Consider the following 24,647-nt stretch of genomic DNA (forward strand, 5'->3'; position numbering starts at 1 on the left):
CCGGGGTGCCGGGCTCAGGCCTCGCGGAAGTACTCGACGGTGCATCGCACGCCGGTCTGAATGTCCACTTCCGGCACCCAGCCGAGCTCGGCCTTGGCGAGGCTCGGGTCGAGCGCGGACGCCCGCAGGTCGCCCAGCCGGGCAGGGGCGTGCTCGGGGGTGTCGGCGGCACCGGCGGCCTGCGCGACCAGGGTGTGCAGCTCGCGGTCGGACACCTGCACGCCGGTGCCGATGTTGTACCTGCGGCCACCGCCGTTGTCGCCGCTGGCCAGCACGAACGCGTTCACGACGTCCTCGACGAACACGTAGTCCCTGGTGTTGCCGCCGTCGCCGAACACCTTCGTCGGCTTCCCGGCGAGCAGGGCGTTCGCGAAGATCGCCACCACGCCCGCCTCGCCGTGCGGGTCCTGCCGCGGGCCGTAGACGTTCGCGAGCGCCAGGTGCGTGCAGTCGATGCCGTAGAGCTGCCGGAACGTGTTGAGGTAGATCTCACCCGAGAGCTTGCTCGCCGCGTACGGCGACTTCGGGTTCGTCGGCACCTCCTCGGACACCGGCAGGACGTCCGGCGTGCCGTAGATGGACCCGCCGGAGGACGCGAAGAGGATCTTGCGCGTGCCGGCCCTGCGCGCCGCCTCGGCCAGGTTGATCGTGCCGAGGACGTTCTGCCGCGCGTCGTCCAACGGCCGTTCGACGCTCACCCGCACGTCGATCTGGGCCGCGAGGTGGAACACCGCCTCGGGCTTGACCTGCTCGAACAGGTCGTCGAGCTGCGGAGAGGTGACGTCGAGCTCGGTGAACGAGTACCTGTCCGCGTGGGCAGGGTCGGCCGGCGCGGTCCGCTTGCCGCGGCGCAGGTCGTCGATCACGTGGACCTCGTGCCCGTCCCGCAGCAGGCGGTCGACCAGGGTGGAGCCGATGAAACCGGCGCCGCCGGTCACGAGTGCGCGCATGCCGCACAGGGTAATCGCGGCCTCAGAACCACCGTTCCAGGACCATGGCGACGCCGTCCTCGGCGTTCGGGCCGGTCACCTCGTCGGCGGCGGCCTTCGCGGCCTCGTGGCCGTTCGCCATCGCCACGCCGTGCCCTGCCCACGTGAGCATCTCCACGTCGTTCGGCATGTCTCCGAACGCGATGACGTGCTCGCGCTCGACTCCGAACCGCTCCGCCACGTCGGCGAGGCCCGACGCCTTCGTGACACCGTGCACCGAGGCCTCGATCAGGCCGTTGTTCGTGGAGTAGGTCAGGTCGACCTCGCCGTGCAGCACCTCGCTGATCGCCCGGACCATCTCGCCGCTGGTCAGGTTCCGGTGCCTGATCAGCAGCTTGATCGCGGGGTGGCCGAGCGTCTCCGCCCTGGTCAGGCCGCTGTGCGGGCCCTCAGGCCACGGGTGCGTGTAGCTGAGCTCGGCGACGAACGTCTTCTCGTCCTTGGGCGTGCCGACCAACTCCACCGCGTACGTGCAGTCGTCGAGGATGCTGTCGACGGCGGCCGCGATGTCGTGCAACTGCATCGACGTGAGGGTGCGCGCCCAGACGATCTCGTCCTTGCCGATGTCGTAGAGCACCGCGCCGTTCGCGCACACGGCCAGCCCGTCGAGACCGGCCTCCTGGGCGATCCGCGGGATCCAGCGCGGGGGCCTGCCGGTGGCCAGGACGAACGGCACGCCTGCCGCCAACACGCGCGCGACCACTGCCGCAGTGCGCGGGCTCACCGTCTCCATCGGGTTGAGCAGGGTTCCATCGACGTCGGAGGCGACCAGGCGCGGCTGTTCCACACCGACATCTTGCCTTGTCAACTACGCGAGCCAAGTTCGTAACGAGCTGAACAGCTGGTTACCGTACGTCCGTGCGCGTAGGCATCGTGATTCTCCCTGAGCACCGATGGTGGATCGCCGAACCGAAGTGGCGCGCGGCCGAGGAGTACGGCTTCCACCACGCGTGGACCTACGACCACCTCGGCTGGCGCACCCTGGTCGACGGCCCGTGGTTCGGCGCGATTCCGACCCTGACAGCCGCCGCACTGGTCACCTCGCGCATCAGACTCGGCACCTTCGTGGCGAGCCCGAACTTCCGCCACCCCGTGCCGTTCGCGCGCGAGCTGCTGACGATCGACGACGTGTCCGACGGACGCTTCACCCTCGGCGTCGGCGCAGGTGGGGACGGGTACGACACCGTCGTGCAGGGCGCGAAGCCGTTGCTGCCGCGCGACCGCACCGCGCGGTTCGGCGAGTTCGTCGAGCTGCTCGACCAGCTGCTGATCAAGGACCGCACGTCGTGGCACGGCGAGTTCTTCTCCGCCGAGGAGGCCCGCAGCGCTCCCGGTTGCGTGCAGCGGCCGCGGGTGCCGTTCGTGGTCGCCGCGAACGGGCCGAAGGCGATGCGCGTCGCGGCGAAGTTCGGTCAGGGCTGGGTCACCACCGGACCGCCAGTCGAAGACCACGAGGAGTGGTGGAGCGGCGTCGCCCGGCTGTCGGAGCAGTTCACTGAGACGTTGGCCACGCACGGCCGCACGTCGCGGGTGAGCCGCTACCTCAACCTGGACTCGGCGCCGGTGTACTCGCTGTCGAGCGTGCAGTGCTTCGTCGACGCCGTCGGCAGGGCCGCTGAGCTGGGCTTCACCGACGTGGTGGCGCACTGGCCGCGGCACGACGGGATCTACGCCGGCAGCGAGCAGGTCGTCGAAGAGGTCGCGGCCGACGTGCTGCCGACACTCGATCGGCACCTGTAACGGCGGACGGGCCGAAACTAGATTCCGTCACTGTGCGCTCTGTTGTGGTGATCGGTGGCGGAATCGTCGGGCTGGCGGTGGCGGCTGAGCTGGCCTCCCGCGGTGATCGCGTCACCGTGCTGGAGAAGGAGTCGCGCTGGGGCGCGCACCAGACCGGCCACAACTCGAACGTCGTGCACGCCGGGCTCTACTACAAGCCCGGTTCGTTGAAGGCCCGCATGTCTGTGGCCGGCAACGCGTCGATGGTCGCGTTCGCGCGCGAGCACGGCGTTCCGGTCGAGGTGTGCGGCAAGCTCGTTGTAGCCACCTCCGCCGATGAACTCCCACGGCTGCACGCTTTGGCCTCACGCGCTGAAGCGAACGGTGTGCCCGCGAAGCTGATCACCGCGGAAGAGGCTTTGGAGTACGAGCCCGAGGTGGCCTGCGTGGCCGCGTTGCGGGTGGAGAGCACCGGGATCATCGACTACTCGGCTGTCTGCGCTGCGCTCGTGCGGTCGCTGGACGGCCACGACCTGCGGCTTCAATCTCCCGCGCTGGCGATCCGGACCGTCGGTTCGCGCGTCGAGGTGGCGACGCCGCAGGAAGTCGTGCGCGGCGATGTGCTCGTGAACTGCGCCGGGTTGCAGAGCGACCGGATCGCGCGGCTCGCGGGGTTGACGCCGTCAGCGCGCATCGTGCCGTTCCGCGGGGAGTACTACGAGCTTCGACGCACCTCGTTGGTGCGCGGCCTGATCTACCCGGTGCCGGACCCGACGCTGCCGTTCCTCGGCGTGCACCTGACCCGGATGCTCGACGGATCGGTGCACTGCGGGCCGAACGCGGTGCTGGCGTTGCGGCGCGAGGGCTACCGGTGGCGGGACTTCTCGTTCAGCGATGTTCTCGACGTGGCGCGGTTCCCCGGCACCTGGAAGCTGGCGCGGAAGTTCGCGCGGACCGGGGTGGACGAGGTGCTGCGCTCGTTGTCGCGCAAGCGGTTCGCCGCCTCGCTGGCCCGGCTGGTGCCCGCGGTGACCGAGGACGACCTCGTGCGGGCGGAGAGCGGTGTGCGCGCTCAGGCGATGCTGCCTGACGGGTCGCTGGTCGACGACTTCCTCATCGAGTCGGCTCCCCGTCAGGTGCACGTCCTGAACGCGCCTTCACCTGCGGCGACGAGCGCGCTGGAGATCGCGCGCCACATCGCCTCGCTCACTTGAGAACTTCGAGACCGCCCATGAACGGCCGCATCGCCTGCGGCACCGTGACCGAGCCGTCCGCGTTCTGGTGGTTCTCCAGAATCGCGACGATCCAGCGCGTGGTGGCCAGCGTGCCGTTCAACGTCGCCGCGATCTGCGACTTGCCGTTCTCGTCCCGGTAGCGCACGTTCAACCGGCGCGCCTGGAACGTGGTGCAGTTCGACGTCGACGTCAGCTCGCGGTACTTCTGCTGCGTCGGCACCCACGCCTCGCAGTCGAACTTGCGGTGCGCCGACATGCCGAGGTCACCCGTCGCCGTGTCGATGACGCGGTACGGCACCTCGATCTTGGCGAGCATCTCCTCTTCCCACCCGAGCAGCCGGGCGTGCTCCGCCTCGGCGTCCTCGGGCTTCACGTACGAGAACATCTCGACCTTGTTGAACTGGTGCACGCGGATGATGCCCCGCGTGTCCTTGCCGTACGAGCCGGCCTCGCGGCGGTAGCACGACGACCAGCCCGCGTACCGGCGCTCGCCGTCGAGGATCTCGTCCGCGTGGTAACCCGCGAGCGGCACCTCCGACGTGCCGACGAGGTACAGGTCGTCGTTCGGCAGGTGGTAGATCTCGCTCGAGTGCGCGCCCAGGAACCCGGTGCCCGCCATGATCTCCGGCCGCACCAGCGTGGGCGTGATCATGAGCTGGAACCCGTTGGCCGTCGCCTGCTGCGCCGCCATGTTGAGCAGCGCGAGCTCCAGCTGCGCGCCGACGCCCTTGAGGAAGTAGAACCTGCTGCCGCCGACCTTGGCGCCGCGCTCCATGTCGATCGCGCCGAGCTTCGTGCCCAGGTCCAGGTGGTCCTGCGGCTCGAAGTCGAACTCGCGCGGCTCGCCCACGGTCTTCACGACCACGAAGTCGTCCTCGCCACCGACCGGCGCGTCCGGGTGCACCAGGTTCGGGATCTTGGCGAGCAGCTCGTTGACCTCGTCGGCGGTGGCGCCCTGCTCGGCCTCGGCGGCCTTCACCTCGGCGGCCAGCTCCTTGGCCTTGACGAGCAACGCCGTGCGTTCGTCGCCCTTGGCCTTGCCGACCTCCTTGCCGAGGACCCGCTGCTCGGCGCGCAGGGTGTCCGCGCGGGAGATGGCGGTCCGCCGGCGCTCGTCAGCGGACAGCAGGGAGTCGACGACGCCCTCGTCCTCGCCACGGGCACGCTGCGAAGCGCGCACGATCTCCGGGTTCTCGCGCAACACCTTGAGGTCAATCACCCTGAAAAGGGTAGTCCCCACCTCGGACGCACTTCATCCGGATATCGAGGCAGGGGAGGCAACGCCCCGGGCCGCCCCGCGTCGGACGTTTCGTGACGAGCGATCGCAACGGAAAACTGGCGGGCTTCGCGGGTCTCGCGCTGCTCGTCGCGTGCGCGGTTCTGCTGCCGCAGGCCTACCGGGACGCGGTCGGCGGTGTGCCCGTCGTCGTGGACGGCGTTCATCTGGTCGACCTCGGCGACGGCCGGCTGGTCGAGTTCGGCGGTCGTGGCCAGGGCCCGCTGCCGCTCGTGCCGCCGATCCTGCTCGGCGTGGCCGGCCTGGTGTCGGTCGGCGTCGGAGCTCGGCACCTCCTGCGCAAACGACGAGGACCCGGCGCCTGAGCACCGGGTCCCTCGACGAGAACGCGTGACTAGCTGATGGCGACGGCCACCACGAGACCGAGGGCGACGTGCGCCGACGCGACGACGACCGAGGCCGGCGCGAACTTCTCCGACTCGATGATCGAACCGATGTCCAGCTTGGTCACCCACTCCAGCAGACGCACGGCGGCGACCTGCACGATGATGCCGACCAGGCCGTAGATCAGCGCCGACAGCAGGCCCTCGTCGAGCTTGCCGACCGACGACGTGATCGCGATGACCACGATGAACGCCATCGAGACGAGTCCGGAGGCGGTCACGATGACGGCGTTCGGGCAGCCGTTGCGGACGAGGGCGGACAGCTTGCCCGGCGTCGTCCAGTCGATGGCGTAGAAGCCGAACACCATGAGGACGAGACCGACGACGGCGTACAGCGCGATCGCGCCGATGTTCCGACCCAAGGTCGCGCCGAAGCCGGGGTCCAACGCGAGCAGCGTGGTCGTCATGTGCTGTTCCCTTTCGGAGTCTTACTCAACAATTCGATGCGGCACGAACGCCGCGCCATCGTCGGTCACCAGACCGACCGTTTCCCGGATGCCGAGGCCTGCCGACGTGTCGCCGACGACCCAGGCACCCAATGCGGGGCGGTAGCCGTCGAACTCCGGAAGCGGATCGAACAGCTGGTACACGAAACCTTCTTTGCCGTACACGCCACCGGTCTGCGTCTCGTAGCCAGGAGCGACGATCTGGATGTTCGACCCCTCGCGCCCGAGCAGCGGTTTGCGCACGTACTCGGTGAGCAGGCCGGGGTCGTTCAGGAAGGCCGGGAGCAGGTTGGGGTGGCCGGGGTGCATCTCCCACAGGATCGCGAGCAGCGCCTTGTTGGAGAGCAGCATCTTCCACAGCGGCTCGATCCACAGGGTGCCGGGCAGCGACTCGACGGCGTGGCGGCCGAACTGCTCCTCGACCACCCACTCCCACGGGTAGAGCTTGAACGCCGCGTTCATCGGCGATTCCTCAAGATCCACGAACCTGTTGAGCAGCGTGTCCCAGCCGATGTCCTCCATCGCGATGCCCACGGTGTTCAGGCCGGCCTCCGCGGCCGTCTCCTGCAGGCACGCGGCGGTGAGGTGGTCCTCGCCGGACGGGTCCGCGCTCGACCAGCTGAAGTGCAGCTCACCGGACGGGAGCTTGGCACCGATCTCGGTCCAGCGCTCGACCAGGCGCTCGTGCAGCGAGTTCCACTGGTCGTCGTCCGGGAAGACCTCTTCCTTCCAGTACCACTGGATGTACGCGGCCTCCAGCAGTGACGTGGGGGTGTCCGCGTTGTACTCGAGCAGCTTGGCCGGGCCGGAGCCGTCGTAGCGCAGGTCGAAGCGGCCGTAGACGTGCGGGTCGCGGCGGCGCCACGACTCGGCGATGTGCGGCCAGACCCACTCTGGGATGCCGAAGTCCCGGTAGCGCTCGGTCAGGACCACGTTGTCCACCGCGTCGAGGCACATGGAGTGGAGCAGCTCGACGTCGGCTTCGAGCGAGAGGATCTCGCTCATCTCGAACACGTAGTGCACCGACTCGTCCCAGTACGGGCGATCGGCTCCGTTCGCGTACTTCGCGGGCAGGCCGAAGACCAACCCCTGGTCCGAGACCGTGCGCTGCCAGTTCGGCCGCGGTTGCGAGGTGTCACGACGCAACTGGGTCAGCCTCCGCTGCTGGACGAGCCGCTGCTGATGCCGAAGCCGCCGCGCTGGACGGACGTGCCCGACTTCGTGGTGACGTTCGCGCCCTTGGGGATCGTGTAGCTGCCGCCGGTGACCTTCTGCCCGACCACGCCGGACCCGCCGTAGTTGTAGCGGTACGACGAGCTGCCGATGTAGATGAAGCCACCGCTGCTGTAGCCGCCGTGGCTGCGGTAGTAGCTGTCGGAGCAGTAGTCGTCGTCGACGATCACGTTGTTCTGGTCCGTGCACTGCGCCGTCACGTTGGACGGGCTGGCGGCGGCGTACCAGATCGCGACCAGCGCCACGATGCCCACGGTGACACCACCACCGATGAGCAGGCGCTTGCGGGTCTTGCGCTTCTTCTCGAACGCGGCGGACTCGGCGGCGAACCGCTCCTGCTGCGCCTTCAACGCGGCGGCACGAGCGCGCTGCTCGGCGACCGTCGCCTGACGCGGCTGCGTCACGCCGGCCTGCTGCTGGCGCATGCTGCCCTTGCCCTTGACGGGCGCGTTCGGCTGCGGCGCCGGTTGGTACTGCGGCGGCTGCTGTTGCGGCTGCTGCGGCTGGCCGGGCCCTGGCTGGGGCGTCGGCTGGCCAGGTCCTGGCACGTTGTTGTCAGTCATCACCACTCCCGCGGGCAAGGTACCTAGCGACGCGGCTGAACGACGGCCGATTCCGTGACGAGTGTCCTAATAGCAACACTCGACCGAACCCGGCGCACAGCCGTCTCACACGGCACGGGCATCATGGATGAGATGTCTCCGAGCGCCGGTTGGTTGAGTCGATCTGGTCACATCCGCGACACGCGGCTTGTGATGGTCGGCGCTTTCCTCGGCGCGTTCGTCTTGTTGATGTTGTCCGCGTTCACGTCCGTGCTGGCAGGAGGCCCGCTGGGGTCGAAACGCGAGCTCGTCAACGCGGCCTACCAGGCGAACGCGGGCGAGTGCCTCAACTGGGAGAAGAAGGACCTCTCCGACGCGCAGAAGGTCGACTGCGGCGCCGCCCACCGCTTCGAGGTCACCGGCACGGCCGACATCACCGCCGCGTACCCGAAGGACGCGCCGTTCCCGAACGCGGACGCCTGGGAGAAGATCTCGCAGGAGCACTGCGCCTCCGCCGCCAGCTCGTACATGTCCGGCAAGCTCGACCCGGACGGCAAGTACGGCGTCAGCACCCTGAACCCGGACGAGCACCGCTGGTCCGAGAACTACCGGCAGATCCGCTGCGGCCTGCAGGTCACAGCGCCCTCCGGAGCGGCACTCCCGTCGTTCGGCAGCGCGAAGACCCAGGACCAGTCGAACGTCTACGACCCGGCGGTCTGCGTCGCCCTGGGCGAGAACAACACGGTCGGCGACCCGGTCGGCTGCGACCAGCCGCACGCGTTCGAGATCGTCGGCGTCGTCCAGCACCCCGAGGGCGAGTTCATGCCGATCGAGAAGCAGGACTCGGCCATGTCCGAGAAGTGCGCCGCCATCGCCGCGGACTACACCGGCGGTGCCGACCTGAAGGCGAAGAACCTGCTCGTCACCTGGGACACCCGCTCGGAGAAGAGCTGGGCCGTCGGTTCCCGCAAGGCCAACTGCAAGATCGGCGCCGTCCCCCAGGGCAACAACCTCGTGGCGTGGAAGGACAGCGTCCGCAACCCCAACGGCGCCCCGCTGACCACCGCGAACCCGCCGCAGACCACCTCGGTGAAGCCGCAGGACGAGCCGACCGGCGCGCCGCTGCACTCCGAGTCGGGCAAGCCGCCTTCGGAGTCCGGCAAGCCGTCGGACTCGGGCAAGCCCGACAAGCCGTCCTCGTCCAGCCCGACCACGACCACCGAGCCCCGATGACCGTCGAGATGACCCGTGCTCGGTTCGACGAGCTGGTCGAGGAAGCCCTGGACCTGGTCCCGCCGGAGTTCACGCACGCGATGAACAACGTGGTGGTGCTGGTCGAGGACCGCAACCCCGACGAACCGTCACTGCTCGGGCTGTACCAGGGGATCGCGCTGACCGAGCGCAGCACGGACTACGGCGGCAACCTGCCGGACCACATCTTCATCTACCGCGAGGCGATCCTCGACATCTGCGACTCCGAGGAGGACGTCGTGGAGGAAGTGATCATCACGGTGGTGCACGAGATCGCCCACCACTTCGGGGTGGACGACGCTCGGCTGCACGAGCTGGGCTGGGGCTAGAGCTCCACGCCTGCCCAGGAGCGGCACACCCAGCCGTCGCCCTCGGACTCCAGCACCACGACGCCGGTGTTCGGCAGCAGGTTCTCCGCCAGCTCCACCGGCACGTTGGACGCCAGCGCTAACGCACCCATCCGTCCGGAGCCGCCGTGGGTGACGACCATGACCGTGCCGTCCTGCCTGATCGACTCGACGGCACCCAGGAAGCGGTCGAGGACCTGCTGCCCGGACTCGCCGCCGTCGGGGAACGGCAGGTCGAGGTCGCCCTCGGCCCACTTGATGACCGTCTCCAGGTAGATCCGGTAGGCGTCGGGGTCGTTGCGCCCCTCCAGCGAGCCCACCTGGATCTCGTGGACGCCCTCCAGGATCTGCACGGGCAGGCCGAGGCGTTCGGCGGTCGGGGCGGCGGTTTGCTGGGCGCGCAGGCCGATGCTCGCGTAGACGGCGGCGATGTCCTCGCCGACCAGCACGTCCGACAGCTCGCGGGCCTGCTTCTGGCCCAGTTCGGTGAGGGGTGGACCTGGCATGGCCGTGTCCAGCTTGCGTTCGATGTTCGACGCCGTCTCACCGTGCCTGACCAGCAGCAACCTCACCCGGTCTCGCCCTTTCTGACAGCATCGACCCAAGTGGCTGCTGCGGTGAACTCGGCGTTGTGGGCCTCGACGGGCCTGTGGTCGGCCTTCGGGAAGGACCCGAGGAACCGGATCTCGCGCGAGTGTCGGTGCAGCGCGGCCAGCGCGTCACCGATCCTCGGTTCTGCGATGTGCCCCTCGACGTCGATGTAGAAGCGGTACTCCCCCAGTTTGCCCTTCGTGGGGCGCGATTCGAGGCCGGTGAGATTGATCCCACGCAGAGCCAGTTCCGTGAGCAGCTCGGACAGCACGCCCATGCGGTCCGGCGTGGTCACGACGACGCTGGTGCGGTCTGCTCCGGTCGGCTCAGGCAGCTGCCCCGGACGTTGCAGCAGCAGGAAGCGGGTCCGCGCGTCGGCCACGTCCAGCACGTCGGTGGCGTACTCGTCGAGCTTGTAGTGGTTCACGGCCACCGGAGCGGTCACGGCGGCATCGAACTCCCCGCGCTCAACCGCGGCGGCAGCAGCAGCGGTGGACGAGGTGGCGATCGACGTGACGCCCGGCAGCTCCGAGGCGATCCACTCGCGCACCTGAGCCAGCGCGTGCGGGTGCGAGGCCACCGACTTGATCTCGGTGGTCCCCGGACGGACCAGGACGCTGAAGCGGACGTCCAGCACGGTCTCGGCGACGGCCACGACCGGCTCGTCGCGAATCAGCGCGTCCAGCGTCGCCGGCACGGCACCCTCGACGGAGTTCTCGATCGGCACGCACGCGAACTCGGTCTCGCCGCCGCGCAGCGCGGAGATCGCGAGCGGGATCGTTTCGAACGGGACGAGCTCGCCCTCGAACCTCATCGCTGCCTGCTCGGTGAAGGTGCCCTGTGGTCCGAAGTACGCAATGCGCGGCATCGGGTCAGCGTAGTGCGGCGATCAGAGGCGCAAATCACGCCTGTGTCCGCTGCCAAACCTGGGTTCCGTCAGGACCGTTCGAACTGGAATGCTTGGGGCGTGCCCGCTCTAGCGCCAGAACTCGTGTTGTGCGCGGTCGACGAACCGATGGCGAACGCCTGGCTCGCTGTCGCGAACGGACGCGCCGGAGTGCGGGTGCATCGCGGGTCCGTGCTGGACATCAACGCGCAGGCCATCGTCAGCCCGGCCAACTCGCAGGGCTGGATGCGCGGTGGCATCGACGCCGTCTACGCCACGGCGTTCCCGGACGTCGAGAACAACGTCCGCAGCGCGGTCCTCACGTTGCACGGCGGCGAGCTTCCGGTCGGCGAGGCGCAGATCGTGGCGACCGGCGAGACCGAACCGGCGTGGCTCATCAGCGCGCCGACCATGCGCCGGCCCGGTGAGCGGCTGCCGATCGACACCGTGCACCCGTACCTGGCCGCACGGGCGGTGCTCAGGCTCTGGCTCGAAGGCCGCCTCGAGGACGGCACGCCGGTGCGCGACGCCGTCCGCACCATCGCGATGCCGGGACTCGGCACCGGGGTGGGAGGCGTCGCGCCGTCGACGTGCGCGCATCAGGTCGCGGCCGCGTGGGACGAGGCGTTCAACCCGCTCCACGTGTGATCCAAAGCTGTGCACAACCCTGTGGACAAGGTTGTGGATGCTTGTGGACTACTGCCTAGGTGCGACCCATCGCTCCAGGTCAACCTCATCTGTGATGGGGATACCGAAATCCCCAACCGCCGGGATCTCGGGCTTCAGCTTGCGGGCTTCGCGCACCGCGTCGGGTCTCAACGCCGACAGCTTGAAGCCGCGCCGCTGGTAGAAGCGGATCGCGTCGAGGTTGTCGTTGGTGGTCGTCAGCCGCACCCGATTGCACCCGAGTGTGCGCGCCTGACGAACCGCGGCGTCGACCAGCGCGGTGCCGACGCCGCGGCCCCGCCGAAGCGCGTCGATCGTGACGATCTCCAGCTGGTGGTTCGCCACCGCGTAGGTCAGCAGACCCAGCACGTGGCCCTGCTTCTCCACGAGGAAGCCCGGCAGACTGGCGGGGAAGAACACCTCGCCGTGCGCGACGGCCGTGTGTGCTCCCCATAGCTCGAGTACCAATCGGGCGACAACTATGCGATCAGCTTCCTCGATCGGTCGTACCGAGCCTTCTGCCATGACAAGAACTGTGCCAATCCGAGTCACGCTCAGGAACAGCCATTCGACGTACGGTGGATTCGTGCCAGTGCGAGTTTTGTTGGTTGACGATCACGAAGTAGTGCGCAGAGGACTGCGCGAGATGCTCGACGACGAGGCGGACATCTCGGTCATTGCCGAGGCCGGATCCGTCGACGAGGCGGTTACACGGGCTCAAAAGACTCCGCCCGATGTGGCCGTCGTGGACGTTCAGCTTCCCGACGGAAGTGGCGTCGACCTGTGCCGATCACTGCGCGATCTCGGCATCCGTTGCCTCGTGTTGACCGCCTTCGACGACGAGGAGGCGTTGGTCGGGGCCATCATGGCCGGTGCCTCCGGCTATCTGCTCAAGCAGGTGCGGGGCCAGGACGTCGTCACGGCCGTGCGGGAAGTCGCGGCTGGACGGTCCCTTCTGGACCCCGCGACCACCAGCCGGGTACTCGAACGGATGCGCAATCCGGCCCCGGTCGGCCTCACCGATCAGGAACAGCGAGTGCTGGAGCTGATCGGAGAGGGCCTCACAAACCGCCAAATCGGTGAACGTCTCTTCCTCGCGGAGAAGACGGTGAAGAACTACGTGACGTCCGTACTCGCCAAACTCGGCATGGAACGGCGAACGCAAGCCGCCGCATGGGTGGCTAAACGGGGACGGACCAGGTGAGCGTCGTCCCGTTCGGCGAACTCACGACGCGGAAATCGCCACTCGCGGACTTCGCCCTCTCCGCGAGATGCCGCAATCCGCGCTGAGTTACGCCGGACGGGATGCCGCATCCGTTGTCCGCGACTCGCAGCAGCAGATGCTTCTCATCACGCCGTACGTCGATCTGCACGTGCGTCGCTCCTGAGTGCCGCACGACGTTCGACAACGCCTCGCGCAACGCCGCCCGCGCGTCGTCGGCATGCCTGCGTGGCACCTGAGCCAGGTCGCCGGCCACGTGCAGGCGTGGCGAAAATCCGAGCAGCTCACCGGCCGTGCGCACCTCGGCGTTGATCGAGTCGAGCAGGTCCGCGCCCTCGGCCGGATCGGTGTTGCGCAGCTTCCGGACGGTTCCGCGGACCTCGGCGATCGTCTCGTCCACCAGGTCGACCGCCTCGTTGATGCGGGCGCGATCGGTGTTGTCGAGCTTCTTGCCGAGCCGCCGTTCCAGCAGGCTGAGCTGCACGCCGGCGCCGTAGAGCCGCTGGATGATCACGTCGTGCAGGTCGCGGGCGATTCGTTCGCGCTCCTCGTAGACCGCGACGCGCTGCCGTGCCGTGAAGCCCTCGGCCAGCACCACGGCGAGGCCTGCCTGCGCCGCGAACGCCGAAAGCACGTCCACGGTCTCCTGCGTGAACGGCGCTTTGTCTCTACGGCGATAAACCGCCAGAGCGCCGATCTTGCGGTCCGACGTGCCGAAGGGCGCCACCGCGAACGGTCCGTAACTCCTCAGCGCGTGCGGCACGTACGGGGCCGTGCGCGGGTCGTTCGTGACGTCGTCGGCCATCACCGGGATCCCTGTGCGCGCGGCCTTGGCGGCGGCACTGCGCGGGCTCAGCGTCGCCACGACCGGTTCGCCGCTGGACGCCTCGACGGTCAGCGTGCCGTCGTCGTCCTCCGTGGCGAGCATGGCCAGGCCGAGGTCGGCGTCCGCGATCTCCGCGGCCGCCTCCACCACGAGCCGCAGCACGTTCTCCGGGTCTTCCAGCGCCGCCGACGTGATCTCGGTGGACGCGACGAGCACGCGCCGCGCCAGGGAGGGGTCCATGGTCCTCAACGGTATGCGGGCGTGCCGAGGTCCAGCACGAGGTCCGCCTTCGCGGCCTCGTCCGGACGGTGGGTGATGTGCAAGATCGTCCTGCCGTCGTGCCGGAGCCGGTCGAGGAGCTTCCGCGCGGTCGGTTCGTCGAGATGGGCCGTCGGTTCGTCGAGCAGCACCACGTCGGCGTCGTGCAGCAGCGCCCTGGCCAGCGCAAGCCTTTGCGCCTCGCCACCCGACACCTGGTCAGGCCTGATCACGGTGTCGAGCCGGTCCGCCCAGTCCGGCAGGCAGGCCAGCTCCAGCGCTTGCCTCAGCTGCTCGTCGTCGTGCTGACCCGACATCCGCAGGTTCTCCCGGACCGTCGTGCTGACCAGCATCGGTTCCTGCGGGCACCAGGTGGCGCGCGGCAGCTCGACGATCCCGCGTTCCGGCTGAAGGAAGCCCAGGAGCAGCGCGAACAGCGTCGACTTGCCGCTGCCCGACGGTCCGACGATCGCGACGTGCATGCCGGGCTCGATGTTGAGGTGGAGGTCCTTCAACGTCGGCTCGGTCGCGCCGGGCCAGCGGACGTCGACGTTCTCTAACCGGATCCGCTTGCCGCGAACAGGCTCCGGGCGTTCCGGCGCGTCGAACTGCAACCGCGCACTGGCCTCCTGGAGCGCCTTGCGCTGCTGTGCGGCGAGCGGCAAGGCAGCCAGTGGTTCAGCGAGCGCGAGCGGAACTAGGCCGAGCACCGGGTTGCCGGTCATGGCGCAGGCGAGGGCCGCCGCACCGGTCGCGAGCAGGACGATCGCCGTGGCCGCGCCCGTGCCAAACGCTTGCTTGCGGGTCTGCACCGCCAGCTCGGCGTCCTCGGCTTGGAGCTGCTCCAACAGGCGGTGGTGGGCGTCGTGCGCGATGAGATCCGGTGCGGCGGCGAGTGCGTCGATCGTGTCGCGGGCGACCTTGCGGCGGCCCCTGGCGAGCTTCGTGCTGGCCCTGCGCTCGGTCCACACCGCGACGGCCGGGGCGGCGAGCCCCGCCGCGAGCAACAACCCGCCCAACGTCAGCGCGGCGGCCGGGTCGATGAACGCGAACAAGATCGTGGTCGCGATGCCTGCCCCGATCGCCACGACCGGCGGCACGAGCACGCGCGGCACGAGGTCGCGAACGGTGTCGGTGTCCTCGACGAGCCGTTGCAGTCCATCACGACGTTGGGTGCGCACGAGCCGCAACCACAGCTCGGCACGCAGGTTCGTGGCCAGCTTGAACGCCTCGTGGTGCGTGACCAGCCGCTCGACGTACCGGAGCACACCCTTGCTCAGCGCGAACGTCCGCACGCCCACGACCAGCACCGACAGCGTCAGGATCGGCGGCATCTCAGCGGCCCGCGCGATCAGGTGCGAGGCCAGCGCGGTCAGTGCGATGCCCGCGACCGTCGCCAGCACGCCCAGCGCAGAACCCTTGAGCGGAATCGGCAGGCGCTTCGGGCGTTCCTGCTGCTGTTCCTCGGTGACGACCCTGGCGAACGTCTCGTCCTCGCTCGCCTCCTTCTCGCGGTGCGAGGCGAGGACGACGGCCGCCGTGGCGCTTGCTCTCTTGATCGCTTTGTCGACTTTGCGACTTGTCACCGGGTCGAGGTGCGCGGTCGGTTCGTCGAGCAGCAGCACCGTGGCGCCGTGGCGAACCCTCAGCAGGGCGCGCGCGACAGCGACCCGTTGACGCTCGCCGGTCGAGAGATCCGTGATCTGCCGGTCGAGCAGATGCGCGGCCACGACCTCGTGCGCAACGTCCTCGATGTCTTCCGCCCCAGGAACCGTCAGCTCCAGCTCAGCGCGCGGAGTGGCAGCGGCGAATGCGGGCTTCTGCGGCACGTAGGCGATGTCTCCCGCCACGAACGTCGTGCCGTCGGTCGGCTCCAGGAAGCCCAGCAGCACCTGGAACGTCGTCGACTTGCCGGCGCCACTCGCGCCGTCGAGCCGGTAGATCTCGCCTGGCCGGACGTCGAAGCTGATGCCGTCCGGAGCGAATCCACCTCGCCGGAGCACGCGCAGGTTGTCGACGTGCACCGAACCACCTGGCACGCGCGGCCTGCTCTTGTCCTCGTGCTCGACCACTTCGGCGACCCTGCGCACCGCTTCGAGGCCGTCCTCACTGGCGTGGTGAGCCGCTCCGGCCGCACGCAGCGGCAGGTAGCACTCCGGCGCCAGGATCAGCACGACCAGCGCGGTCATCAGCGTCAGGTCGCCGTGGACCAGCCGGATGCCGATGCCGACCGCGATCAACGCGACCGACAGCGAGGCAGCGATCTCCAGCACCAACGCCGAGAGGAACGCGATCTTCAGCGTGCCCATCGTGGCCTTGCGGTGCTGCTCACCGATCTGCCGGACCGCCGTGGCCTGCTGCTTGGCGCGGCCGAACACCGTCAGAACCGGAAGGGCGCGCAGCAGTTCGAGGAGCTGAGCGCTCAAGAGTTCCGTGACGTCCGCGGCCTTCTGCACGCGCTTCTCGGTGTACCAGCCGATCAGCGCGGCGAAGACCGGGATCAGCGGCACGGTCACCGCGATCAGGACCGCCGACGGCCAGTCCGTGAAGAGGATCCACGCGCCGACCAATGGCGGCACGATCACGGCCGTGACCAGCGCGGGCAGGTAGCGGGTGAAGTAGGCGTCGAGCGCGTCGAGGCCCTTGGTCGCGAGCACCGACAGCTCGGCCGTGCCGCGGTCCGCGATCCAGCCGGGACCGCGTTCGAACGACTTGGCCAGCAGCTGGGTCCGCAGCTCCTCCTTGGCACCGGCGGCGGCGCGCGCAGCAGCGGATTCCGTTGCCCACGACAGCGCTGCGCGCGCCAGGATCGCCACGGCCAGCAGCGGTAAGCCGTCGCGAGTCGTGATCACGCTCGCCAGCGCAACGGCCTGGGCGACGAGCGCGAGGGCGTTGAGGAACGCCAGCGCGCCCACCCCGACGAGGGCGCTCCTGGCGTTCTTCGAGAGCTGGGGCAGTGCTCCCAGCGGGCCTCTCTTCATCAGTGCGCTGCCGGGATGTGCTGAACACCGATGCGCTTGCGGAACACCCAGTAGGTCCAGCCCTGGTAGACGAGCACGGCGGGCGTGCCGAACCCGGCGACCCAGGTGATCACCTGCAACGTGTACGGGCTCGACGCGGTGTTGGCGATCGTGAGCGACCACGCGTCGTTGAGCGTCGACGGCAGCACGTTCGGGTAGAGCGAGCCGAACAGGATCGCGACACTCGCCGCGATCGCCAGTCCCATCAGGAAGAACGACTGACCGTCGCGGTTCGCGAGCAGGCGCCACATCGCGGCGGCGAGCACCAGCACGACCACGCCGGCCCACAACCCGGCGACGATCGCGAGCAGCGCGATGAGCGGCAGCAGTGCCACCGGAGCCATCATCAGCGCCACGCGACGGGCCCGGTCGCGGATCTCGCCCTCGGTCTTCAGCGCCGTGAAGACCGCGCCGTGCACCAGCGCGTAGCCCGCGAAGGCAAGCGCGCCAACGACCGTGTCGAGCCGGAACGCCGCGAACACCGAGCCCACGCGGTCACCGTTCGCGTCGATCGGCAGACCCAGCACGGTCGTCGAGATCAGCAGGCCGACGCACAACGTCGCGGTCCACGAGCCGACGATGATCGTGATGTCCCAGGCCTTGCGCCACACCGCCGACTCGACCTTGCCGCGGTAGTCGAACGCGACCCCGCGCCCGATCAACGCGATGAGGAACAACGTTAGTGGCAGGTACGCGGCGCTCAGCAGCGCCGCATACCAGCCGGGGAAGGCCGCGAACGTGGCACCGATCGCGACGATGAGCCACACCTCGTTGCCGTCCCACACCGGCCCGATGGTGTTGATCATGACCCGGCGTTCGGCGTTGGTGCGCCCGAGAACGGGCAGCAGCATGCCGACACCGAAGTCGAATCCTTCGAGGAACAGGTAGCCGAGCCACAGCACGGCGATCAGCACGAACCAGAGCGTTTCCACGTCGCCTCTCCCCTAGTACGCGAACGCCAGGGCGCCGTCGGTGTCGTTTCCTGGGGTCTTCTGGGGCAGTACGCCGGGTATCCCGCCTCTGACGTACTTGCGGATCAGGTAGAACTCCACGACCGCCAGCACGCTGTAGACCGTGGTCAGTGCGATGAGCGAGGTCAGGATCTCGGCGGGGCTGATGCCGCTGACCGCCTGCGCGGTGAACATCCAGACACCGTCCACACCGGTCGGGTTGGGCACCACCACGAACGGCTGCCGCCCCATCTCGGTGAAGATCCAGCCGAAGCTGTTGGCCAGGAAGGGAGTCGCGATGCCGGCGAGGCCCAGAGCCGGGAACCACCAGCCGGTGGGCGTCCGGTTCTTGCGCGTCAGCCACAGCATGAAGACGCCCAGGCCGGCCGAGATGCCACCGAACCCGATCATCAGCCGGAAGCCCCAGTACGTCACCGGAAGCGCCGGCACGTAGTCGATCGGCTTGCCGCTGAGCTCACCCAGCTTAGGATCGACCGGGTAGTTGGTTCCGTACTTCTCCTGGTACAGCGGGACGAGGTCCTGGATGCCCTTGACCTCGCTGCTGAAGTCGTTGTGCGCCAAGAAGCTCAGCAGTGCGGGCACGGTGATGCTCTTGACGTTCTCGCAGTCGGGCCGCGTGACGTCGCCGTACGCGAAGACGCTGAACGACGCCGGTTGTTCGGTGTGGCACAGGGCTTCCGCGGCGGCCATCTTCATCGGCTGCTGCTCGAACATCAGCTTGCCCTGCAGGTCGCCGCTGATCGCCAGCGCGCCGAACGCTACGACACCGACCCAGGTGCCGAGCTTGAGCGAGCTGCGCCAGACACCCTCGTCCTGCGACTTCTTGTGCAGGTGCCAGGCGGCGATGCCCACTAGGAACGCGCCGGCCACCGCGAACGCGCCCGCGATGGTGTGCGGGAAGGCGGCGAGCACCGTGTTGTTGGTGAGCACGGCCCAGATCGAGTTGAGGCGCGGCCGTCCGTCCTTCAGCACGATGCCGACGGGGTGCTGCATCCACGAGTTGGCGGCGAGGATGAAGTAGGCGCTGGCCATCGTGGCGAGTGAGAACGCCCAGGCGCAGGCGAGGTGGATCTTCTTCGGCAGCTTGTCCCAGCCGAAGATCCACAGGCCGAGGAACGTCGACTCGACGAAGAAGGCGACGATCCCCTCCATCGCGAGCGGAGCGCCGAACACGTCACCGACGAACCTCGAGTAGGCGCTCCAGGCCATGCCGAACTGGAACTCCTGCACGATGCCCGTCACGACACCCATGGCGAAGTTGATCAGGAGGAGCTTCCCCCAGAACTTCGTCATCTTGTAGTAGCGCTCGTCGCCCGTGCGCACCCACGCGGTCTGCATCCCTGCCACCAGCAGGGAGAGTCCGATCGTCAGCGGCACCATCAGGAAGTGGTAGACGGTGGTGATGCCGAACTGCCACCGCGCGAGTTCGAGTACGTCCACGCTTCCGAGCGTAGGTGTGGATCTTGCGGGATTTGAGGTACGACGGTCCCGTTCCCTCTCGGGACCAAGGTCCCGTGCGCGAAGTCACGCCTTGTGGGTGACATGCGTCGGTTACTATGAGTGCGCCAGAGGGGAGTAGTTCCCACCGGAGCACGTAGCCGGTGGCGTGGTGATCGACATACTGATCCGCCTTCGAGCAGATCCGGTCCCACACCCGTTTTGCGGGCGAACGAGACCTCCGGCCAGGCTGCAGCATGCCTGGTCGGGGTCTGTTGCGCCTCCGTCCGGGCTCGTATTCGGACGTGGAGGACCTCTTGGCCACCTCATTGCTCGCGTTCATCACCGCGTTCGCGGTGGTGTTCCTCGTCGAGCTCCCCGACAAGACCATGGTCGCGACCCTGGTGCTCACCACGCGTTACCGCGGGTGGCCGGTGTTCGTCGGCGTCGTCGCCGCTTTCGCCGTGCAGACGATGGTCGGCGCGGCGTTCGGCTCCGCGATCACCCTGCTGCCCGATCGGGTGGTGGCGGGCGTCGTGGCTCTTCTGTTCGGCGTGGGCGCGTTCCTTCTGTTGAAGGAGGGGTTCTCGCGGGACGCCGATTCCGCTGACGAAGCCGGAGTGCGGTCCGACGTGCCGTTCTGGCGGGCGGCTTTGACGTCGTTCGGAGTGCTGTTCGCGGCCGAGTGGGGTGACGCGTCGCAGCTCGCGACCGCCGGCATCACCGCTCGCTACGGAGCGCCGTTGATGGTCGGCCTCGGGGCTTGGCTGGCGCTGGTCGCCGTCGCCGGGCTGGCCGTGCTGGTGGGGCGGAAGCTCGCCGGGCGGTTGCCGACGCACTGGATCCAGCGCGTGGCCGGGGTGGTCTTCGCGGTGTTCGGCGTGGTCGCGCTGACCCAGGTGTTCTGAGGGCTACCAGACCGGACGCAGCCCTGGCTGGTCGTCGCCGTGGACGTGCTGCAGGTACGCGGCGAGGCCGGTCTTGATGGTGTCGAGCGTGTTCCGGCCGATCGCCTCGGCCATCTCGGCTTCCAGGTCCGACCACAGGTTGTCGGCGAACTTCAGGTAGTCGCGACCCTTCGTGGTCAGCGTGACGTACTGCGCGCGCTTGTCCGTGGGGTGCGGTTCCTTGAGGACGTACCCCCACTCGTCGAGCTCGTTGACGATCTTCGCGGCCGCCTGCTTGGTGACGCCCAGATGCTGTCCGATGTCGACGGTCGTGGCGCGCTTCTCCTTGAGGAACCGGAAGACGTAGCCGTGCGCGGGTCGCAGCGGTTCCAGGCCGATCTGCCTGAGCCGGTCGTGGAACTGGTCGCCCATGGCGCGGTACGTCATCGCCAGCAGCATCGGCACCGGTTCCATCTTCCTCTTTCCGGGTAGACAACCTGGTTGACCTTATTCTAAGGTTAGACAACCAAGTTGACTACATGGAGGTTGTCTTGCTGGTTACGGGGGATTCCGTCGAGCCGTTCGAGTTCGGCGGGTTCGAGTTCAGGCCGTTCGCCTCGCCCTCGCGGGGCAGCACGGAGATCGCGTTGTGGACGGTGGACGTGCCGGAGGGCGGCGACCCGACGCCGCACCGCGCGTCGAAGGAGGAGGTCTTCTACGTGCTGTCCGGGACGGTGACGATCCAGGGGCAGACGGCGTCGGCCGGGGACGTGATCGTGGTGCAGCCGGACACCGAGCTGTCGTTGACCGGTGGGCCCGCACGGGTGCTGGTCGCGACGTCGGTGGGGATCATCGGCACGCTCGCTGACGGGACCACGGTCACGCCGCCCTGGGCTGCTTAAGCCAGGAGGCCGCGCACGTGGGCCGCTAGGCGTTCCGCGATCTCCAGGTCCCACTCGTCGTCGCGGGTGGGCGCAGGGGTGCCGCCCGCGACGACGCGTTCGCCGAGCAGGCGCCGCTCGGCGGGCGTGAAGTCGGTGATGGCTCGGCGCAGCAACGGCAGGGCGTCGTCGAAGGCGTCGCCGCGCAGGCCTGTCAGCCAGTCGTCGATGAGGCCGAACAGTCTCGGGTCGGCTGACAGCAGGGTCGCTGAGCCGCGCAGGAAGCCGGCCACGAAGGCGGTGGCGACGCTTCTGTGGAGGCGGGCCGCCACGTCGTCGCTGGTCAGCTCGCCCGCTTCCCACAGGAGTCGGGTGGCCCTGCCGGTGGGGAGGCCGTGCGCTTCGGCTTTGACCAGGGCGTGGAGGGCTCGCCACCAGGTCTTCTGATGGTCCTCGTCGGCGGCGAGGCGGGTGGCCTCGTGGGCGCCGTCGAGAGTTTGGAGGGCGTTCTCCGCCGTTTCGTCGTCCACGTTGCGGCAGGCGAGCGGGAGGCCCACCGCGCCTCGGGTGAGCAGGCCGTGGAGAGCCACGCGGAGCAGTTCCGGGTCGGTGCCTCGGACTGAGCCGTAGCGGACTGTTCTGGCGAGGTCCGGGAGGGCGGCCAGCAGTTCCAGGGCGTCGGTGGCCATGGCCGCGCAACGGTCGAGGGCGTTGCGGGACTCGATGACCGCTTTGGGGAGCTCGCAACCGACCGCTTTGCTCAGGGTGCTCGCGGCGGCGGCCACTCGGGTCGCGTCCTGGGCGGCTTGGGTGAGGACGTTCTCGGCTGCCGTGTGGACGGTGGTGCCGTGGCGGGCGGCTACCGCGACGGACACCGCGAAGATCGGGTCCCAGCGCAGTTGCCAGACCTCGGCGAAGGTGCCGAGGGAGTTGGAGCGGTCCGGCTTGCCCCACGGGACGCCGAGGACTTCCAGGCGCTGCAGGAGTTTCGAGCGCTCGCGGTCGGTGTCCTTGCGGAGGTCCAGCTTGAGCTGCTTGGGCTGGGGGTCCGAGGGGAGGCGCAGTTTTCGTTGCAGGCGTTGGAGATCCGCGGCCAACGGAGAACGCGGGACCGCCTCGCCGACCTCGCCCAGGCGTTCACCGACGACGAGTTTGCGGTGGACCAGTTGGAGCGGGATCTCGTCGCCGCCGCAGAGGACCGCGAGCGCTGCCTCGTTGACCTCGCTCAGGCCCGCGGACGGGCGTTCCCTCAGCGCGGCAAGGGTTTCCGCCAGCCTCACGGCTTCGACCGCGCTGGCGGTGGACGCCGGAAGGTCTTCCTCGCGCAGGACGGCGGCGGCTTTGGCGAACCAGCGCGGGACGACGTCTTCCTGGTGTTGCCAGAGGTGCGCGTACCAGCCAGGTGAGTCGACGCCGGCGCCGTAACCCGATTCTGCAGCCAGCTGGCCGTGGCTCCACGGCACCCACGTGCCGGAAATCTTGCGGCGGCGCATGCCTTTCAGCAGCGCGGTGTCGCTCGCGACGGTCGGCTTGGTGAGCAGTGCCGGGACGTGCCAGGCGCCGCACACGACGGCGATCGGGCCGTCGGTTTCCTTGCGCGCCTTGCGGATCGTCTGACGCATGAACGCTTCTCGGCGCAGCGTTCGTTCGCCGACTTCCGCTTCGAACTCCGCGCGCACGGCGACCATGGCCTCGGTGATCGCGTTCGCCAGGTCGATCGGGTCGGACGCGCTGTGCTCGACGACGTCCTCCCACCAGCGTTCCGGGTCGTCGAACCCCGCGGCCTCGGCGAGCAGGCCGATCGGGTCGACGTTGCCGCTCGGACCGTCGTCGCCGATCGAGCTTGCCGCCGGGAGGTCGAAGAACCGCGCCGGAGTGCTGTTCTCGTCGGCGTAGCGGAGTGCCTGCCACTCCGGGGAGAACTCGGCGAACGGCCAGAAGGCGGCGTTCTCCGGTTCCGTCTCGTCGTGGAGCAGGATCGCGACGGGCGGGGTGAGCGCGTGGACGTGCGCAAGGAGTGCGTCGGCCTCTGGCGGTCCCTCGATCAGGATCAGTGCTGGTCGTGTTTGTTCGAGCGCTCTCTTGACCATCCGGGCCGAGCCGGGGCCATGGTGCCGGATGCCCAGCAGTACGGGCTCAGTCACCGCTCACGTCCAGGCAGGCCCGGTAGAGGTCACGCCACTCGGCGCGCTCCTTCAGCACCGTCTCCAGGTACTCCTGCCACACGGTCGCGTCCGACACGCGGTCCTTGATGATCGAGCCGATGAGGCCACTGGCCAGCTCGTCCGCGCCGAGCGTGCCGTCGCCGAAGTGGCCGGCGAGCGCCATGCCGTTGGCGACGACCGAGATGGCCTCCGCGGTGGACAGGCTGCCGCTGGGCTTCTTCAGCTGCGTGCGACCGTCCACAGTGGAACCGTTGCGCAGCTCGCGGAAGATCCGCACGACCCGGCGCACCTCGTCGAGCGCGGGCGGCTCGGCCGGCAGCTGCAACGCCTTGCCGAGCTGCTGGGCGCGGGTCACGACGATCTCGACCTCGGCGTCCTCGGTGGCGGGCGGCGGCAGCACAACGGTGTTGAAGCGCCGCGCGAGCGCCGACGACATCTGGTTGACGCCCCGATCGCGGTCGTTCGCCGTCGCGATGACCGTGAAGCCCGGCACCGCCTGGACCTGGGTGTTCAGCTCCGGAACCGGCAGCGACTTCTCGCTCAGGATCGTGATGAACGAGTCCTGGACCTCGGACGGCATGCGGGTCAGCTCCTCGACCCGGACCACCGCGCCCTGTTGCATCGCCTTCATCACCGGGCTGGGCACGAGTGCCTGCTCGCTAGGGCCTTCGGCGATGAGGCGCGCGTAGTTCCAGCCGTAGCGGACCTGGTCCTCGCTCGTGCCCGCCGTGCCCTGGACCACCAGCGTCGAGTCGCCGCTGATCGCCGCCGCGAGGTGTTCGGACAGCCACGACTTGGCCGTGCCGGGGACACCGACGAGGAGCAGCGCGCGGTCCGTGACCAAGGTGCCCACGGCGACCTCGACCAGGCGGCGCGCGCCCACGTACTTCGGCGTGATCACCGTGCCGTCCGGGAGGGTGCCGCCGAGGACGTACGTGACGACGGCCTGCGGGGACAGGTTCCAGTTGGGCGGCCGCTGACGGTCGTCCTGGGCCGCGACGGCTGCCAGCTCGGCGGCGTACTGCTGTTCGGCCGTCGGCCTGAGCACGGCGGTCACTGGGCCTCCTGGATGCGTTGCCTTGGTTCGAAGTGTGCTGGTGCCGTCACTCGGGGGCGCTCGCGGGGTCCGCCGTGGGTGGTGGGGCGGGGTTGGGACCGGCCGCGGGTGAGGGCGGCGGGGTGGAGCTGGGCGGGGTGGAGCTGGGCGGGGTGGAGCTGGGCGGGGTGGAGCTGGGCGCGGGGCCGGTGGGCGCGGGGCCGGTGGGCGCGGGGCCGGCGGGCGCTGAGCCGGCGGACGCGGAGCCGGCGGACGCGGAGCCGGCGGACGCGGAGCCGGCGGGCGCGGAGCCGGCGGGCGCTGAGCCGGCGGGCGCTGAGCCGGCGGGCGCTGAGCCG

Annotated in this window: 26 protein-coding genes; 10 read left to right on the forward strand and 16 right to left on the reverse strand. The window is 69.0% G+C overall.

The window, feature by feature from the left end:
* Positions 1 to 14: 14 nt before the first annotated feature.
* Positions 15 to 950, reverse strand: coding sequence for an NAD-dependent epimerase/dehydratase family protein (locus tag AB0M24_RS33330; RefSeq protein WP_363777116.1), 936 nt, complete (start codon positions 948 to 950; stop codon positions 15 to 17).
* A 22-nt stretch (positions 951 to 972) separates the two neighbouring features.
* On the reverse strand, positions 973 to 1,776 hold the full coding sequence (locus tag AB0M24_RS33335; RefSeq protein WP_363777119.1) for an HAD family hydrolase: 804 nt from the start codon (positions 1,774 to 1,776) through the stop codon (positions 973 to 975).
* A gap of 71 nt (positions 1,777 to 1,847) precedes the next feature.
* Between AB0M24_RS33335 and AB0M24_RS33340 the strand changes: the two genes are divergently transcribed.
* Positions 1,848 to 2,729, forward strand: coding sequence for an LLM class flavin-dependent oxidoreductase (locus AB0M24_RS33340; RefSeq protein ID WP_363777122.1), 882 nt, complete (start codon positions 1,848 to 1,850; stop codon positions 2,727 to 2,729).
* Complete coding sequence (gene lhgO / locus AB0M24_RS33345; RefSeq protein WP_363777357.1) at positions 2,636 to 3,922, forward strand: L-2-hydroxyglutarate oxidase; 1,287 nt, start codon at positions 2,636 to 2,638, stop codon at positions 3,920 to 3,922. The genes AB0M24_RS33340 and lhgO overlap by 94 nt, the downstream gene beginning before the upstream one ends.
* On the opposite strand, the gene serS is transcribed toward lhgO, so the two are convergent.
* Entirely contained in the window at positions 3,915 to 5,162 is a 1,248-nt protein-coding gene (serS, locus tag AB0M24_RS33350) for a serine--tRNA ligase (protein ID WP_363777125.1), read from the reverse strand. The two genes, lhgO and serS, sit on opposite strands and share 8 nt — an antisense overlap.
* Before the next feature lie 92 nt (positions 5,163 to 5,254).
* On the opposite strand from serS, the gene AB0M24_RS33355 reads away from it, so the two are divergent.
* The gene (locus AB0M24_RS33355; protein WP_363777128.1) at positions 5,255 to 5,545 is read left to right on the forward strand and encodes a hypothetical protein; all 291 of its coding nucleotides are present in this window, start codon (positions 5,255 to 5,257) and stop codon (positions 5,543 to 5,545) included.
* Positions 5,546 to 5,574: 29 nt separating this feature from the next.
* Here AB0M24_RS33355 and AB0M24_RS33360 read toward each other — a convergent pair whose 3' ends face one another.
* The 3 genes from AB0M24_RS33360 to AB0M24_RS33370 are packed head-to-tail and all read right to left on the reverse strand — an operon-like array spanning position 5,575 to position 7,865.
* On the reverse strand, positions 5,575 to 6,030 hold the full coding sequence (locus AB0M24_RS33360) for a DUF350 domain-containing protein (RefSeq protein ID WP_363777132.1): 456 nt from the start codon (positions 6,028 to 6,030) through the stop codon (positions 5,575 to 5,577).
* Between the two features lie 21 nt (positions 6,031 to 6,051).
* On the reverse strand, positions 6,052 to 7,215 hold the full coding sequence (locus tag AB0M24_RS33365) for a glutathionylspermidine synthase family protein (protein WP_363777135.1): 1,164 nt from the start codon (positions 7,213 to 7,215) through the stop codon (positions 6,052 to 6,054).
* Positions 7,216 to 7,220: 5 nt separating this feature from the next.
* Entirely contained in the window at positions 7,221 to 7,865 is a 645-nt protein-coding gene (locus tag AB0M24_RS33370) for a hypothetical protein (RefSeq protein WP_363777138.1), read from the reverse strand.
* A gap of 192 nt (positions 7,866 to 8,057) precedes the next feature.
* Between AB0M24_RS33370 and AB0M24_RS33375 the strand changes: the two genes are divergently transcribed.
* On the forward strand, positions 8,058 to 9,077 hold the full coding sequence (locus AB0M24_RS33375) for a septum formation family protein (protein WP_363777141.1): 1,020 nt from the start codon (positions 8,058 to 8,060) through the stop codon (positions 9,075 to 9,077).
* Complete coding sequence (locus AB0M24_RS33380; protein ID WP_363777144.1) at positions 9,074 to 9,424, forward strand: metallopeptidase family protein; 351 nt, start codon at positions 9,074 to 9,076, stop codon at positions 9,422 to 9,424. The genes AB0M24_RS33375 and AB0M24_RS33380 overlap by 4 nt, the downstream gene beginning before the upstream one ends.
* On the opposite strand, the gene AB0M24_RS33385 is transcribed toward AB0M24_RS33380, so the two are convergent.
* Both AB0M24_RS33385 and pheA read right to left on the reverse strand, forming a co-directional pair.
* Positions 9,421 to 10,014, reverse strand: a complete 594-nt coding sequence (locus AB0M24_RS33385) for a histidine phosphatase family protein (protein ID WP_363777147.1) — start codon at positions 10,012 to 10,014, stop codon at positions 9,421 to 9,423. The two genes, AB0M24_RS33380 and AB0M24_RS33385, sit on opposite strands and share 4 nt — an antisense overlap.
* Entirely contained in the window at positions 10,011 to 10,901 is an 891-nt protein-coding gene (gene pheA / locus AB0M24_RS33390; protein ID WP_363777150.1) for a prephenate dehydratase, read from the reverse strand. Before pheA ends, AB0M24_RS33385 begins: the two co-directional genes overlap by 4 nt.
* Positions 10,902 to 11,048: 147 nt before the next feature.
* On the opposite strand from pheA, the gene AB0M24_RS33395 reads away from it, so the two are divergent.
* Entirely contained in the window at positions 11,049 to 11,567 is a 519-nt protein-coding gene (locus AB0M24_RS33395) for a macro domain-containing protein (protein WP_363777359.1), read from the forward strand.
* A 48-nt stretch (positions 11,568 to 11,615) separates the two neighbouring features.
* On the opposite strand, the gene AB0M24_RS33400 is transcribed toward AB0M24_RS33395, so the two are convergent.
* Positions 11,616 to 12,110: a GNAT family N-acetyltransferase gene (locus AB0M24_RS33400; RefSeq protein WP_363777153.1), complete on the reverse strand. Its 495-nt coding sequence runs from the start codon at positions 12,108 to 12,110 to the stop codon at positions 11,616 to 11,618.
* 61 nt (positions 12,111 to 12,171) lie between these two features.
* On the opposite strand from AB0M24_RS33400, the gene AB0M24_RS33405 reads away from it, so the two are divergent.
* Positions 12,172 to 12,789: a response regulator transcription factor gene (locus tag AB0M24_RS33405; RefSeq protein ID WP_269814368.1), complete on the forward strand. Its 618-nt coding sequence runs from the start codon at positions 12,172 to 12,174 to the stop codon at positions 12,787 to 12,789.
* Here AB0M24_RS33405 and AB0M24_RS33410 read toward each other — a convergent pair.
* From AB0M24_RS33410 to AB0M24_RS33425, 4 genes are read right to left on the reverse strand one after another with little or no spacing between them, the layout of a single operon-like run.
* Complete coding sequence (locus AB0M24_RS33410) at positions 12,767 to 13,873, reverse strand: GAF domain-containing sensor histidine kinase (RefSeq protein WP_363777157.1); 1,107 nt, start codon at positions 13,871 to 13,873, stop codon at positions 12,767 to 12,769. The two genes, AB0M24_RS33405 and AB0M24_RS33410, sit on opposite strands and share 23 nt — an antisense overlap.
* 5 nt (positions 13,874 to 13,878) lie before the next feature.
* Positions 13,879 to 16,872: a thiol reductant ABC exporter subunit CydD gene (cydD, locus tag AB0M24_RS33415; protein WP_363777160.1), complete on the reverse strand. Its 2,994-nt coding sequence runs from the start codon at positions 16,870 to 16,872 to the stop codon at positions 13,879 to 13,881.
* A complete protein-coding gene (cydB, locus tag AB0M24_RS33420; RefSeq protein WP_363777163.1) occupies positions 16,872 to 17,843 on the reverse strand; it encodes a cytochrome d ubiquinol oxidase subunit II in 972 nt (323 codons plus the stop codon). Before cydB ends, cydD begins: the two co-directional genes overlap by 1 nt.
* Before the next feature lie 12 nt (positions 17,844 to 17,855).
* Entirely contained in the window at positions 17,856 to 19,322 is a 1,467-nt protein-coding gene (locus AB0M24_RS33425) for a cytochrome ubiquinol oxidase subunit I (RefSeq protein ID WP_363777166.1), read from the reverse strand.
* Between the two features lie 326 nt (positions 19,323 to 19,648).
* On the opposite strand from AB0M24_RS33425, the gene AB0M24_RS33430 reads away from it, so the two are divergent.
* Positions 19,649 to 20,227, forward strand: a complete 579-nt coding sequence (locus AB0M24_RS33430) for a TMEM165/GDT1 family protein (RefSeq protein ID WP_363777361.1) — start codon at positions 19,649 to 19,651, stop codon at positions 20,225 to 20,227.
* A 3-nt stretch (positions 20,228 to 20,230) separates the two neighbouring features.
* Here the strand turns inward: AB0M24_RS33430 and AB0M24_RS33435 are convergent, their stop codons facing one another.
* Positions 20,231 to 20,665 carry a MarR family transcriptional regulator gene (locus AB0M24_RS33435; protein ID WP_363777363.1) on the reverse strand — a complete coding sequence of 145 codons (435 nt, stop codon included), beginning with the start codon at positions 20,663 to 20,665 and terminating at the stop codon, positions 20,231 to 20,233.
* Positions 20,666 to 20,745: 80 nt separating this feature from the next.
* Between AB0M24_RS33435 and AB0M24_RS33440 the strand changes: the two genes are divergently transcribed.
* On the forward strand, positions 20,746 to 21,108 hold the full coding sequence (locus AB0M24_RS33440) for a cupin domain-containing protein (protein ID WP_363777169.1): 363 nt from the start codon (positions 20,746 to 20,748) through the stop codon (positions 21,106 to 21,108).
* Here AB0M24_RS33440 and AB0M24_RS33445 read toward each other — a convergent pair.
* Together AB0M24_RS33445 and AB0M24_RS33450 are read right to left on the reverse strand one after the other, a co-directional pair.
* A complete protein-coding gene (locus AB0M24_RS33445; protein ID WP_363777172.1) occupies positions 21,105 to 23,231 on the reverse strand; it encodes a DUF5682 family protein in 2,127 nt (708 codons plus the stop codon). The two genes, AB0M24_RS33440 and AB0M24_RS33445, sit on opposite strands and share 4 nt — an antisense overlap.
* Complete coding sequence (locus AB0M24_RS33450; RefSeq protein ID WP_363777175.1) at positions 23,224 to 24,309, reverse strand: AAA family ATPase; 1,086 nt, start codon at positions 24,307 to 24,309, stop codon at positions 23,224 to 23,226. Before AB0M24_RS33450 ends, AB0M24_RS33445 begins: the two co-directional genes overlap by 8 nt.
* A 74-nt stretch (positions 24,310 to 24,383) precedes the next feature.
* Between AB0M24_RS33450 and AB0M24_RS33455 the strand changes: the two genes are divergently transcribed.
* A partial coding sequence (locus tag AB0M24_RS33455; protein ID WP_363777178.1) for a hypothetical protein occupies positions 24,384 to 24,647 on the forward strand: 264 nt, incomplete at its 3' end.

Origin of the sequence: Lentzea sp. NPDC051838 (assembly GCF_040681245.1) — a bacterium.
Classification (GTDB): Bacteria; Actinomycetota; Actinomycetes; order Mycobacteriales; family Pseudonocardiaceae; genus Lentzea.